The following is a 14134-nucleotide window of genomic DNA, read 5'->3' as shown; positions in this document are numbered from 1 at the left end:
GCAAGGAAAAGTTAGCGAAACCTTGTTTACGGAGGTAACTCATCTGTTGGCAGGTTTGGTAAGCAATAGGTGTTTATGAAAAATAAGTTGTTTAGACAGGGCTATCGTAATACATTCTTATCGTTGATTACGGTAGCCCTATATTGCATAGATAAGGAGAAAAAAAGTGAATCAGCATAATGAGATTACAAAAGGTGGATTTACATTACCTGGAGAAGCAGGATACGAGGATTTGACATTAGAGCTTGCAAAAAGATGGGGAGCAGATGTAATTCGTGATAGTGATGGAACAGTTTTATCAGATGACATCTTAAATGCAGGTTATGGAATCTATTCCACTATTTGTCTGATTCGAGACCATAATGCTTGGGCAAAAGTGAATATGGACAAATTACAACAAACTTTTCTTGTCACAAGTCCAGTGGTAGCTAATTCAGATACTTTAATAATAGATTTAATGGAAGGCTTTTTTAAAGAGCAGTTCTTAGTAAATGATAGCAAAGAATCATTGATGTATTGGCAAGTGCATGATAGAACGACAGATACTCTTATAGATAATGAAAAGTGGAGTTACCAACCGCAAAATCAATCAGTAGTCATAACAGGTATCTGTCCATGGCATAAATATACGGTTAGTTTTATGGCCTATCGTATATGGGAAGAAATCTCAATGTATAACCATACGACAAACAACTGGAATAAAGAACACTTGATGCAAATTGATCCAATGCATAAAGAAACAAGGGAGTACTTACTTACTTGGATGGATCATTGGTGTAAACAACACGAACAGACGACAGTTGTTAGATTTACCTCGATGTTTTACAATTTTGTCTGGATGTGGGGAAGTAATGAAAAAAATCGCTACCTTTTCTCCGATTGGGCATCCTATGATTTTACAGTGAGTCCGCTTGCTCTTAATTTGTTTAAAGAAACATATGGATATGCGCTTACTGCAGAAGATTTTATTCATCAAGGTAAGTTCCATGTTACTCATATGCCAGCAGATCAGCATAAGCTTGACTGGATGGAATTTATTAATAACTTTGTCGTGGATTTTGGTAAACAATTGATTGATGTGGTACATAACTATGGAAAATTAGCTTATGTATTCTATGATGATAGTTGGGTAGGAGTTGAGCCTTATCATAAAAATTTTGAAAAGTTTGGTTTTGATGGCATAATAAAATGTGTGTTCTCGGGATTTGAAGTAAGACTTTGTGCAGGAGTTAAGGTAAATACGCATGAATTAAGACTCCATCCATATCTATTCCCAGTTGGACTCGGAGGAGCTCCTACCTTTATGGATGGTGGGAATCCAACACTTGATGCAAAGAATTACTGGATTAGTGTAAGAAGAGCATTGCTTAGGGAACCAATCGAACGTATCGGTCTCGGAGGTTACCTTCATTTAGTCGAGGATTTCCCAGACTTTACAGACTATATCGAAAAGATTGCAAATGAATTTCGAAGAATCAGACAACTTCATACGGTTGGAAAGCCGATGGTACTTAAGCCACGAGTTGCCGTACTTCATAGCTGGGGTTCTTTACGTTCATGGACTCTATCTGGACATTTTCATGAAACGTATATGCATGATTTAATCCATATCAATGAAAGTTTATCAGGACTACCAGTGGACGTTAAGTTTATTAACTTTGAAGACGTGAAACAGGGTGCCCTAGAGGATGTCGATGTTGTAATTAACGCCGGAACTTTGAATACTGCTTGGAGTGGTGGAAAAGCTTGGGAGGATCCGGAAGTTATTGAACGAATCACAAGATTTGTTTATGAAGGGAAAGCATTTATTGGTGTAAATGAGCCAAGTGCTGTTAATGGTTATGATACACTATTTCGATTGGCACATGTACTTGGTGTTGATATGGATTTAGGCGACCGTGTTTCTCATGGCCGTTATACCTTTTTACCAGAACCGATGGAAGAATTAGAGTTTATCGATCATGGACCAAAAGAAAAGAAAAATATCTATCTCACCGATGGATTAGCAAAAGTATTGAAAGAAGAGAATGGTTTGCCAGTTATGACTTCTTATGAGTTTGGAAAAGGACTTGGTATCTATCTTACTTCTTATGAACACTCGATTAAGAATGCTAGAACTCTGCTCAACATTATCTTATATGCAGCAGGCGAATCCTTCCTACAAGAAGGGATTACCGATAATGTGAATACAGAGAGTGCTTATTATGAGGAAGATAAAATTTTAGTTATGATTAATAATAGCGATACCTTGCAAAAGGCATCCGTAACAATTAAAGGGGTAACCTATACAAAGGATATACCTGCTTTTGATACTGTAATACTATCATTAGAGTAAACTCTTTAAAATGTTTATAGAATACTTTAATGTGTAAGTGAATATTCACTCTATTATAGTAAATATGATAAATATATAGAAATTTGCTATGGACAAAAGGAAGAATAAGGATTAAAATAAATATAGACTTAACAATAACAATCTACGGAATACATTAACTTATTCTCTTTCCGAATAATGTAAGAGGTTAATAGATATTCTATCAAAAATAGCGATATAGTTTGATGATATTTAATATACCTCTTAATTTCACCAATGGGAGAGTGAACTGCTATCTTCTTATTCTAATATGTAGGAACCAATTCAGCAAAAAATATATATTGTTGAATGCTGTCAGTAAACCAGTGGTACAAGCAAAAAAGTACTATAGATTTGCGTTGACAAAATATGGTATTTATAATATAACAATTATAAATACTTTAGATAACAAATAATGGTTGATTACATAGGAAATTCCAATCAGAATTAGGAATGATAGAAGTTATGCCAATATGTATCTGGAGGTGAAGTTATGGGTAAGGATAGTGGTAAAGCAACAGGACCTGTAGGAAAAGCAATTGCAGGAAAGAACGATAAGAATAAGGCAGGTGCAAGCACCAGCAAAACAGCTACTAAGGCTACAAACAAGTCAGGAAAGCGCTAAGAATGAGATAAGCACCTCTAATCTATGACGGATGGGGTTTCTCATCTGTCATAGATTGAGCTTCAACATAGAGAGAAAGCTAAGGGTTGGTAGCTAACTGTTACTATATATACAAGAAAAAGCACGCTTCGCAAACTTTTCCTTGTCATGATAAGAAAAAGCAAGTTTTACGAACTTTTCTTTCTCATGAATAAAAAAGTATGCTTTACGTGTTTTTATCTGTCAAGAATAAAGGAGAAACAATTTGATAAAGGTAGCATGTTTTGACACCAAATCCTATGATAAGGAATGGTTTGATCTTAAAAATAACGGTGAGTTTCAAATTAAATATTATGAAAATAAATTAAACGCAGATACTGCAAAGCTAGCTCATGGTTGTCAAGCAGTAATCGCTTTTGTTAATGATTCGATTGACAAAGAAACGATTGAGGATTTATATCAACTTGGTGTTAAAGTAATTGCAATGCGTTGTGCAGGATATAACAATATTGACTTTAAAGAAGCTTATAATAAGGTAGCAGTAGTGCGTGTACCAGGATATTCGCCACATGCTGTTGCTGAGCATGCTGTGGCATTATTATTATGTTTAAATCGAAAAATCCATCGCGCCTATATTAGAACAAGAGATTATAACTTTAGTTTAAAAGGGCTAATTGGATTTGATCTTTATAAAAAAACGATAGGAGTTATAGGTACAGGGAAGATAGGACAAGTATTTATAGATATTTGCAAAGGTTTTGGTATGCGAGTATTGGCTTATGACTTGTACCCGGATTATAGCAAAGAAATAGAGTATGTTAGTCTAGAGACACTTTTAAGTGAAAGTGATATAATATCTTTACATTGTCCATTGACGGAAGAAACAAAACATATGATCAATGCAGATAGCTTGAAATTAATGAAGCATGGAGCTATCATTATAAATACATCAAGAGGAGCATTGATAGATAGTGAAGCATTATTAACTGCTCTGAAGGAAGAGAGAGTTGGTGGTGCTGGTCTTGATGTTTATGAAGAAGAATCCGATATATTCTTTGAAGATAATTCTAATTCCATACCAAAGGATGATGTATTATCATTATTGGTTGGTCTGCCAAATGTTATCATAACTTCTCATCAAGGTTTCTTAACCAATGAGGCGTTAAGCAATATTGCTGAGACTACAATTGAGAATCTTAGCGCTTATTTTCATAATGAGCCTTTGATAAATGAAATATGTTACTTTTGCCTACCAGGTGGAGCTAATCCAAACTGCAGAAGGCAAAAAGAAGGACGATGTTTTTAGAGAGGAGAATACGTATGAGTAAAGAGCAGAAATTTTTTAAGTGTGAACATTGTGGAAACATTATTGGAATGATTGAGGAATCTGGAGTTCCCGTAGTATGTTGTGGTTCAGAGATGACAGAGTTAGTTGCCAACACATCCGATGGTGCCCATGAAAAGCACGTACCAGTTGTAGAAGTGAAGGATAATTTAGTTTATGTAAGTGTTGGTAGTGTAGCTCATCCTATGGTTGAGGAACATTACATAATGTGGGTTTATTTAAGAACTAACCAAGGTGGACAGAGAAAGAGCTTAACACCAGGTAGTGAACCTAAGGTTGTCTTTGCATTAACAGAAGGCGAAGAAGCAATCGAAGTATTTGAATACTGTAACTTACATGGCTTATGGAAAACCGTTCTATAATTTTATAATAAGAGTAAGAGAATATATTAGCTATGCTAAGTAGAAGAGTAAACGAAGAAATTTAAATATAAGACGGGGATACCAATTAGCATTGTCACTAAGAGGTATCCCCTGTTTTGTAAGAAAAAGCATACAAGAATCAATGGTCTTTAAATTGGCTCTTTGTCAAGTGTTGGGGTATGATTGGACTCAATCATGCCCCATTACTGGATTTAGAGCTGTTTTTATGTAGAGGTTCTAGAAATTCTATTTTTGGGCATGACAAATAAACCTTCGTGCCAGTCTGTTTTTATGGCTCTTTGTCAAGTGTTGGGGTATGATTGGACTCAATCATGCCCCATTACTGGATTTAGAGCTGTTTTTATGTAGAGGTTCTAGAAATTCTATTTTTGGGCATGACAAATAAACCTTCGTGCCAGTCTGTTTTTATTTAGTTACAAGAGTGTAAAATACGGGTACGAAAACGTTCAAAGTTATGGATACCATATGAGGTACGTTTAAGAACCTTAATCTTGTTATTAAAGCCCTCTGTGGAACCGTTTGTAATTCCGTACTTAAAAGCATTTAATATTTCATTTGACCAATACCGATATGTTGCAGCGCACTTTTCAAACTCTTTAATACCTGAACTTTCAGCATTGCGGATCCATTCATAGAACTCTGTTCTTTGGATTGAGTACTTTGTATTCTGACAAATATCATAAAACCATTCTTTTAGCATATGTGCTTTTCTTAAATCATCATTATAAAGTAACATAATGTCACATGCTTTTTTATCCCTATTTTCTAGTTGTTTATACCTTGCTAAAATTAGTTTATGACTGCGTTTATAGTATTTTCTCATCGTTGCAGTCATGCTTTTTTGTAGTCTTTTACGTACATTTTCGATGGCCCATGTAACTTGACGAACAAAGTGATATTTATCGATTATGACTTGAGCGTTAGGGAAAAAGCTATGAGCCAAATCAACATAAGGTTGCCACATATCACATACAAAATACTTTACGCGGTACCGCTCACTTCGGTTTATTTCTTTAAAATAAGAGGCTAAATGCGCTTGTGAACGATTTGGGAGGATATCCATTATAGAACGTTGCTTTGGATTTACTAGAATACATTGATATTTTCCAGTTTCAGCATTCCCCTTAAATTCATCAATTGAAATGGCTTCTTTTAAAGAAGGACAAGTATAATGAATAGTATCAAGAATTCGCGCCACAGTTGTAGCTGAGACATTCGCTCGACGGGCTACGGTTTTTAAAGTCACGCTTTGTCTAAGTTCATTTACGATGTATTTAGTAAGTCGAGTAGTACGTTGTTGGTAATGTGCTAAAAAATCGTATTTTTCACTGAATCTTTTACCACATGCACAGCGATAACGTCTTTTTCTAAGTATTAGATAGCAGTCCTTCATCTGAAATGGTAGATCCCTAATAGTCTGTTGCCTGTAATCATGAACCTTATTTGTCTTAGCACCACAGGAAGGGCAAGTGTGAGTTTTTGCCTTAGTTTCAATAAATATTTTTACAAAAGAATCCGCATGAATGATATTTTTTATTTTTACCTCTTTTAAATCTAGTAATTTATTGATACAATAATTATGCATTATTGCAACCTCCTGGTGATTGTTTTGGTAGACTGGCACTGGGAGGCTTTTTTATTATTATAAAATAAAATGTTGGAGTAGTGAATTAATTTATTCACATACCCCAACATTTATTATAGAGCCGTTTTTATTTAGTTACAAGAGTGTAAAATACGGGTACGAAAACGTTCAAAGTTATGGATACCATATGAGGTACGTTTAAGAACCTTAATCTTGTTATTAAAGCCCTCTGTGGAACCGTTTGTAATTCCGTACTTAAAAGCATTTAATATTTCATTTGACCAATACCGATATGTTGCAGCGCACTTTTCAAACTCTTTAATACCTGAACTTTCAGCATTGCGGATCCATTCATAGAACTCTGTTCTTTGGATTGAGTACTTTGTATTCTGACAAATATCATAAAACCATTCTTTTAGCATATGTGCTTTTCTTAAATCATCATTATAAAGTAACATAATGTCACATGCTTTTTTATCCCTATTTTCTAGTTGTTTATACCTTGCTAAAATTAGTTTATGACTGCGTTTATAGTATTTTCTCATCGTTGCAGTCATGCTTTTTTGTAGTCTTTTACGTACATTTTCGATGGCCCATGTAACTTGACGAACAAAGTGATATTTATCGATTATGACTTGAGCGTTAGGGAAAAAGCTATGAGCCAAATCAACATAAGGTTGCCACATATCACATACAAAATACTTTACGCGGTACCGCTCACTTCGGTTTATTTCTTTAAAATAAGAGGCTAAATGCGCTTGTGAACGATTTGGGAGGATATCCATTATAGAACGTTGCTTTGGATTTACTAGAATACATTGATATTTTCCAGTTTCAGCATTCCCCTTAAATTCATCAATTGAAATGGCTTCTTTTAAAGAAGGACAAGTATAATGAATAGTATCAAGAATTCGCGCCACAGTTGTAGCTGAGACATTCGCTCGACGGGCTACGGTTTTTAAAGTCACGCTTTGTCTAAGTTCATTTACGATGTATTTAGTAAGTCGAGTAGTACGTTGTTGGTAATGTGCTAAAAAATCGTATTTTTCACTGAATCTTTTACCACATGCACAGCGATAACGTCTTTTTCTAAGTATTAGATAGCAGTCCTTCATCTGAAATGGTAGATCCCTAATAGTCTGTTGCCTGTAATCATGAACCTTATTTGTCTTAGCACCACAGGAAGGGCAAGTGTGAGTTTTTGCCTTAGTTTCAATAAATATTTTTACAAAAGAATCCGCATGAATGATATTTTTTATTTTTACCTCTTTTAAATCTAGTAATTTATTGATACAATAATTATGCATTATTGCAACCTCCTGGTGATTGTTTTGGTAGACTGGCACTGGGAGGCTTTTTTATTATTATAAAATAAAATGTTGGAGTAGTGAATTAATTTATTCACATACCCCAACATTTATTATAGAGCCTTTAAATTTAAGTTATTGTATTGATAGCAATATTTATTTTTTTAGAAACTTCCTTTTAAAAAAATTACTTATTTTTTGAGTCAAACGCAAGCTATCTTCTTTTTTATCTGGTATTCTCTGAAGAATAAGAACGATACCAGCGATAATTAGCATAACAATTAATATACTAAACATACCTTTCCACATGAAATCCAAGGTTGTAAACACATTTTCTAAATTCATGTACATACTCCTTTCGAAATACCTTAATTCTTTAATGTAACAGAAGGTTTAAGATAATACCACCAGCAAGAACGGAGCCAATCTGACCTGCAACATTTGCTCCAACTGCATGCATTAACAAGTGATTGGATGGATCTTCTTTGATTCCCATCTTTTGGATAACACGTGCAGACATAGGGAAGGCTGAGATTCCAGCACCACCGACCATTGGATTTATCTTATTCTTTAAGAATAGGTTAAGGAATTTCGCAAATAATACACCACCAATCGTGTCAAATACGAAAGCAAACAAACCAAGTCCCATGATTAAGGCAGTATTAATAGTTACGAATTCTTCTGCTCTCATACTAAATGAAATTGTAATACCAAGCAATAAAGTAATTAAGTTCGCAAGAACGTTCTGGGCAGTATCAGATAATGTGTTTAACACTCCGCATTCTCTTAACAGATTACCGAACATTAAGAAACCTACGAGAGAAACTGACATTGGAGCAACTAAACCTGCTATCACAGTAACGATAATAGGAAATAGAATTCGAGCGCGTTTTGAAATAGAAGCAGGATTGTAAGGCATACGAATCATACGTTCCTTCTTCGTTGTAACTAACTTTATAGCGATTGGTTGAACAATTGGAACTAAAGCCATGTAGGAATAGGCGGCTACGGCTATGGCTCCTATGTACCTAGATTTTAAAACCTGAGAAACTAAAATTGAAGTAGGACCATCGGCTGCTCCAATGATACCAATAGATGCAGCGTCATTTAGATCGAATCCGAGAATCGCAGCTAATGTCATCGTTAAGAAGATACCAAACTGTGCGGCACCACCAAAAAGAAACATTTTTGGATTCGATAATAGAGGGCCAAAATCAATCATTGCTCCAATACCGATAAAAAGTAAAATTGGAAGTACTTCGGAGGCCTCAATGCCTACGTGAAACAACCATTCAATAATACCGTTTACGTTCCCAATACCTTCATAGGTTTGGTTGAGAACACCGGATAATGGGAGATTTACTAGGATTGCGCCAAATCCCATCGGTAATAAGAGTGCTGGTTCATAGTTTTTGCAAATTGCTAGATAGATTAGAATACCACCAATGAGATACATCACAGCTTGTTCCCCAGTAATGGCGGTTATTCCGGATAGTAAAAAGTCCATAACATCCTCCACTTTCTCCTTATTTTTGTGTCGTAGAAACGCTAAATGTTCGGCGATTCTTTACAACACTTTAATTATATAGTTCATAGGACAGAGAATCAAGAAAAATCTGCTAAGATAATGTTAAGAAAGAAGAAATAGAAAGAGATATAGAAATAGAAAAAGAAAGAGATATAGAAATAGAAAAAGAAAGAGAAATAGAATAATGAATATGAAAAGATGTTGTAAAGAATGTGTTAAAAAACGTCTTATTGTATTGTTGTTCTGTTGTACGAATGGTAATATGTGTTTGAAATTAAACAAAGGGGGAAAAGTACATGACCGTTTCGTTATCTGAATTTTTGGAACAGATTACGAGTAATCCAGCGCTACTTATCACTGTAGTATTAACATTAGGAGTGGTATTAGTTAATGGTTGGACTGATGCACCGAATGCAATAGCTACCTGTGTATCAACAAGATCGCTTTCACCAAAAAAAGCGATTATAATGGCAGCAGTGTTTAACTTTTTGGGTGTGTTTGTAATGACTATGGTGAATAAAGCTGTTGCTGAAACTATATATAACATGGTAGATTTCAGAGGAAACTCAGGGGATGCATTAATTGCACTTTGTGCAGCATTGTTTGCTATAGTGATCTGGGCATCAGCAGCATCGTACTTCGGTATACCAACGAGTGAGAGTCATGCGTTAATTGCAGGAATCTCTGGAGCAGCGATAGCTTTACAAGGTGGCTTTGGCGGTATCAATGGTAATGAGTGGATAAAAGTTCTTTATGGACTTGTGATATCAACTGTTATGGGATTAAGCCTTGGTTATTTAACAACAAAAACAATTGAACTTCTCTGTAGAAGAGCAGATCGTAGAAAGGCAGATGAGGTATTTAAAAAGGGGCAGATTTTAGGCGGAGCAGCAATGGCTTTTATGCACGGTGCTCAAGATGGCCAAAAATTCATGGGTGTCTTTATGCTTGGAATGTTCTTAGCAAATGGACAATCTGATGTGACTTCTTTTGCAATTCCTATTTGGTTAATGGTATTATGTTCCTTCGTTATGGCGCTTGGAACCTCAATTGGTGGATATCGTATTATAAAGACAGTTGGTATGGGAATGGTGAAACTTGAAAAATATCAAGGGTTTGCAGCGGATGTTGCAGCTGCATTATGCTTATTAGTTTCGTCTGTCGCAGGAATCCCTGTTAGTACAACTCATACGAAAACAACTGCAATTATGGGTGTTGGAGCGTCCAAACGTATGTCTGCCGTTAACTGGGGAGTTGTAAAGGAAATGGTAATGGCTTGGGTACTAACTTTTCCAGGCTGTGGTTTGGTAGGGTTCCTAATGGCACATCTTTTTATGAAAATTTTCTAATAACAAAAGGAGAGATTACATGGCTAACAGTAAAAGATACAACTATTTTGAAGGATTTATCGATCATGCCTCTTATTGTTCAAAGGCAGCGGAATTACTATATGAGACTTTGGGAAATTTTGAAAATGTAGATCTAGATTTAAGAGTAAAAGAAATGCATGAAATTGAGCATGCAGCTGATTTGCAGAAGCATGGTATGACCAAATATCTTTTAAAAGATTTCTTACCACCAATTGAACGCGAGGATATTGTAAGTTTATCTCAAAAGATAGATAATGTTACCGATGCGGTTGAGGATGTTTTAATAAAGTTGCATATTTATAATATAAAACATATTATACCAGAAATTTTACCATTCGCTTCTTTAGTTAGAAGATGTTGTGAAACTACAAGTGCTACTTTAGTTCAATTCCAAAACTTTAAGAAATCTACTAAACTTCAGGATGCAATTATAGAACTAAATCGCCTTGAGGAAGAGGGAGATGCATTATATGCAAAACTTGTAAGAGATCTGCATATGAATTGCAAAGACCCAATTGAGCTGTTTTCTTGGACACGTATTTTAGATCGTTTCGAGACTTGCTGCGATGCCTGTGAAGACGTTGCAGATGACATTGAAAGTATAGTATTAAAAAATTCATAATTAATTTTACTTTATGAGGTAGAAAATGAAACTGTTAAAAAGGGTAAGCCCTGGAAGACTAATATCCTTGGGGTTTGCAAGTGTGATTTTGATTGGGGCAATTCTTTTGTGGCTACCGATTTCTGCAAAAGATGGAGTAGATGTTAGGTTTATTGATGCTTTATTTACTTCAACAAGCGCGGTTTGTGTGACTGGATTAATCGCTATAGATACGGCAGATACGTTTAATACATTTGGTTGTACCGTAGTAGGTCTCCTAATTCAGATTGGAGGATTAGGGGTTACAAGTGTAGGTGTTGCTATCTTATTATTTGCAGGTAAGAAGGTTGGTATTAAGGGAAGAGTACTCATGAGAGAATCAATGAATTTAAATTCTCTTAAGGGAATTATGCAACTAGTGAAAGCAGTATTATTTACTACTTTATGTTTTGAGGTGGTGGGAACGATATTAAGTTTTATCGTTTTTGTGAAAGATTATCCACCATTACGTGCGTTTGGAATTAGTTTGTTCCACTCGGTTGCTAGTTTTAATAATGCAGGATTTGATGTTTTAGGAAACTTTCAAAATCTCTTAAACTATAGTGATAACGTATTACTAACATTAACAACTGCAGGTCTTATTATTTTTGGTGGTATTGGTTTTATTGTTACTAAAGAGCTTGTAGAAAAACGCTCGATTCGAAAATTAAGTTTGCATTCTAAAGTAGTTCTTCTTATGACAGGTATTTTATTAACAGCAGGTACCATATTATTATATCTGACTGAAGATATTACTTGGCTTGGTGCATTTTTTATGAGTACTTCAGCTAGAACTGCAGGATTTAGCACATTTAATGTTGGTAATTTTAAAAATGCAGGTTTGTTTATCTTAATAATTCTTATGTTTATTGGTGCTTCCCCTGGTTCGACTGGTGGTGGTATTAAGACAACAACCTTTTTTACAATAGTTAAAAGTTTGCTTAGTACAGCAAAAAATAAACATTGTACAGCATTTAAACGTAGGGTTCCTAGCGATGTGATTGCAAAATCTTTCGGACTATTCTTACTTGCAATTGGTGTTGTATGTTTTAACACCTTGCTAATAAGTGTAATTGAACCCAATTTTAGTTTTATACAAAACTTATTCGAAGTAACGAGTGCATTTGGTACCGTAGGATTGTCAACGGGAATTACACCAGATCTGAAAGATTTATCAAAAGTTATTATAATAATAACTATGTTTATCGGAAGACTTGGACCGATGACAATAGCAACGCTTTGGTCACATAAGGAAAAACCAAGTATAAGTTATTCTGAAGAAAGTTTTATTATAGGATAATTTTATTATCCATTCAATAACATCGTAAGTAAGATAAGGATAAAGAAAATGAAAATGGCAGATTTGACAGACAGGCTGCTGTCAGGGAGAAATATGAAAAGTAATCGTTCACCAATTGAATTTGGTATCATTGGGTTAGGTAGATTTGGCTATGCCTTGGCTGAGACTTTAGCAAGTGCAGGAAAAGAAGTAATGGTAATCGACAATAATGAAGATACTATTAAGCAGATTCGTGGTATCGTACAGGAAGCTTTTGTTGCAGGTACCTTGACATCTGAAGTACTGGAAGAGACGGGAATTCAAAATTGTGCTACCGTAATTGTATGTATTGGTGAAAAAATTGACACCAGTATATTAACCACACTTCATGTAATTAACATGGGTGTTCCACGTGTCATTGCTAAAGCAATCAGTGTGGACCAAGGTAAGGTACTTGAGAGGTTAGGGGCTGAAGTTATCTATCCAGAGAGAGATATGGCAATACGGCTCGCGAATCGGTTGCTTTATTCCAAGGCATTAGATTTCATCGAACTAGATGGAGATATCACAGTAGCAGAGATAAAAGTAACCAGTAAACTAAAAGGCAAAACAATCGCCGATACCAACATACGTAAAAACTTCAGCATAAATATTATCGCATTAGAACATAATAATGTAACTACGATTGAGGTATCGCCAGAGACTATTTTACAAGAAGAAGATGCCTTAGTAGTGATCGGAAGAAAGGATCAAATCGCTAGGTTTGAGGCATTTATTGCACAATAAAAGCTACATATAATGCATTTTTTTCCGATATTGGATTGGTGTCATCTGATGTAATGATTTAAATAAACGACAAAAATATCCCAAATCAGTATAACCACTTCTGATTGCAATCTCGTTGATTGGTAGTTCTGTATTTTTTAGCAGGTATTCAGAAAATTCAGTTCGTAACTTACTAAGATAGGAGATTGCAGTTAGTCCGGTTACTGATGTAAATATTTGATTCATTTGATTTCTGTTTCGTCCAAATTTTTTACATAATAGTTCTAACGATATTTTTTCTGTTATATTTTCTTTTAGGTAGCATATTATTTTCTCTACTTCATAGTATATTTCTTTTTCTTTTCTTACTAAATCAGAGTGTTCAAAACCCTTAGTTTCTAAGCTGTTTAAAAAGAATAACAACTCAATAAAATAAGAACGGCTTCTACAAGGCCAGTAGTCCGAATCTTGTTCTTCTAGCTCTCTGTTTATCTTAGAACATAAATTAACTATGACTTGCTTTGAACCAGGTAGTATTGGAATTCTCCAAGTCTTCTCTTTTGATATTCCATAAAAAAAATCTAAAAGAATGGCATCTTGATAAACGGTAGGTGGAATTTTTCCAAACAGCTCTTGTTCCTGTAAAAGAGTTTGAGTTAGATAATCATTGAGTGCTATTGGTAGAAAGAATAAGGTGAGGCATTCTATATTGGATTCTGATAGTGTAATAATGGTATCTTTTTCTGATAGTAACAATAGTAGTGGAGACTCTAAATCAAAGGTAGTATTATGATAGCGAAGAGTTGCTTTGCCATTTAAAATCAAAACGAAACGACAATAGGAAGAGGATTTTATATCCTCCGTAATGCGGTTCTGCTTATCCACTTTTAAGTAAACGTCTCTTTCCCAATATGGGTTTTTTGATTTGGTGTAATAATCCATACATTGCCTCCAATAATATTCATTGTGTTATGA

13 protein-coding genes are annotated in these 14134 nt (G+C 34.9%); 8 read left to right on the top strand and 5 right to left on the bottom strand.

Annotated elements, in window-relative coordinates; all coding sequences use genetic code 11:
• Nucleotides 1–166 precede the first annotated feature (166 nt).
• The 4 genes from gnpA (at nucleotide 167) to CC92_RS0114205 (ending at nucleotide 4664) form a co-directional block, all read left to right on the top strand.
• On the top strand, nucleotides 167–2335 hold the full coding sequence (gnpA, locus tag CC92_RS0114220) for a 1,3-beta-galactosyl-N-acetylhexosamine phosphorylase (RefSeq protein ID WP_029504973.1): 2169 nt from the start codon (nucleotides 167–169) through the stop codon (nucleotides 2333–2335).
• Nucleotides 2336–2846: 511 nt separating this feature from the next.
• Nucleotides 2847–2978 (top strand): hypothetical protein, encoded by a 132-nt coding sequence (locus CC92_RS23240; RefSeq protein ID WP_278245250.1) that lies wholly within the window; start codon nucleotides 2847–2849, stop codon nucleotides 2976–2978.
• A gap of 244 nt (nucleotides 2979–3222) precedes the next feature.
• Nucleotides 3223–4263, top strand: a complete 1041-nt coding sequence (locus CC92_RS0114210; protein WP_029504972.1) for a 2-hydroxyacid dehydrogenase — start codon at nucleotides 3223–3225, stop codon at nucleotides 4261–4263.
• Nucleotides 4264–4277: 14 nt separating this feature from the next.
• Nucleotides 4278–4664, top strand: a complete 387-nt coding sequence (locus tag CC92_RS0114205; RefSeq protein WP_029504971.1) for a desulfoferrodoxin family protein — start codon at nucleotides 4278–4280, stop codon at nucleotides 4662–4664.
• A gap of 430 nt (nucleotides 4665–5094) precedes the next feature.
• Here CC92_RS0114205 and CC92_RS0114200 read toward each other — a convergent pair whose 3' ends face one another.
• The 4 genes from CC92_RS0114200 to CC92_RS0114185 all read right to left on the bottom strand — a co-directional run bounded on the left by CC92_RS0114200 (nucleotide 5095) and on the right by CC92_RS0114185 (nucleotide 9084).
• Nucleotides 5095–6270: an ISL3 family transposase gene (locus CC92_RS0114200; protein ID WP_029502023.1), complete on the bottom strand. Its 1176-nt coding sequence runs from the start codon at nucleotides 6268–6270 to the stop codon at nucleotides 5095–5097.
• A 131-nt stretch (nucleotides 6271–6401) separates the two neighbouring features.
• Entirely contained in the window at nucleotides 6402–7577 is a 1176-nt protein-coding gene (locus tag CC92_RS0114195) for an ISL3 family transposase (protein WP_029502023.1), read from the bottom strand.
• A gap of 156 nt (nucleotides 7578–7733) precedes the next feature.
• Nucleotides 7734–7922: a hypothetical protein gene (locus CC92_RS0114190; protein WP_029504970.1), complete on the bottom strand. Its 189-nt coding sequence runs from the start codon at nucleotides 7920–7922 to the stop codon at nucleotides 7734–7736.
• A gap of 31 nt (nucleotides 7923–7953) precedes the next feature.
• Nucleotides 7954–9084 carry a sodium ion-translocating decarboxylase subunit beta gene (locus CC92_RS0114185; protein ID WP_029504969.1) on the bottom strand — a complete coding sequence of 377 codons (1131 nt, stop codon included), beginning with the start codon at nucleotides 9082–9084 and terminating at the stop codon, nucleotides 7954–7956.
• 317 nt (nucleotides 9085–9401) lie between these two features.
• Here CC92_RS0114185 and CC92_RS0114180 point away from each other — a divergent pair, with 317 nt between their 5' ends.
• The 4 genes from CC92_RS0114180 to CC92_RS0114165 all read left to right on the top strand — a co-directional run bounded on the left by CC92_RS0114180 (nucleotide 9402) and on the right by CC92_RS0114165 (nucleotide 13180).
• The gene (locus CC92_RS0114180) at nucleotides 9402–10454 is read left to right on the top strand and encodes an inorganic phosphate transporter (RefSeq protein WP_029504968.1); all 1053 of its coding nucleotides are present in this window, start codon (nucleotides 9402–9404) and stop codon (nucleotides 10452–10454) included.
• Between the two features lie 19 nt (nucleotides 10455–10473).
• A complete protein-coding gene (locus tag CC92_RS0114175) occupies nucleotides 10474–11097 on the top strand; it encodes a DUF47 domain-containing protein (RefSeq protein WP_029504967.1) in 624 nt (207 codons plus the stop codon).
• A 25-nt stretch (nucleotides 11098–11122) separates the two neighbouring features.
• Nucleotides 11123–12415: a TrkH family potassium uptake protein gene (locus CC92_RS0114170; RefSeq protein ID WP_029504966.1), complete on the top strand. Its 1293-nt coding sequence runs from the start codon at nucleotides 11123–11125 to the stop codon at nucleotides 12413–12415.
• A gap of 93 nt (nucleotides 12416–12508) precedes the next feature.
• Nucleotides 12509–13180, top strand: coding sequence for a potassium channel family protein (locus CC92_RS0114165; RefSeq protein WP_029504965.1), 672 nt, complete (start codon nucleotides 12509–12511; stop codon nucleotides 13178–13180).
• 3 nt (nucleotides 13181–13183) lie between these two features.
• Here the strand turns inward: CC92_RS0114165 and CC92_RS0114160 are convergent, their stop codons facing one another.
• The gene (locus tag CC92_RS0114160; protein WP_029504964.1) at nucleotides 13184–14101 is read right to left on the bottom strand and encodes an AraC family transcriptional regulator; all 918 of its coding nucleotides are present in this window, start codon (nucleotides 14099–14101) and stop codon (nucleotides 13184–13186) included.
• Between the last annotated feature and the right edge of the window lie 33 nt (nucleotides 14102–14134).

The sequence above is a fragment of the Lachnoclostridium phytofermentans genome, from assembly GCF_000733755.1.
Classification (GTDB): domain Bacteria; phylum Bacillota; class Clostridia; order Lachnospirales; family Lachnospiraceae; genus Lachnoclostridium; species Lachnoclostridium phytofermentans_A.
This window is presented reverse-complemented; position numbering and strand designations above follow the sequence as displayed.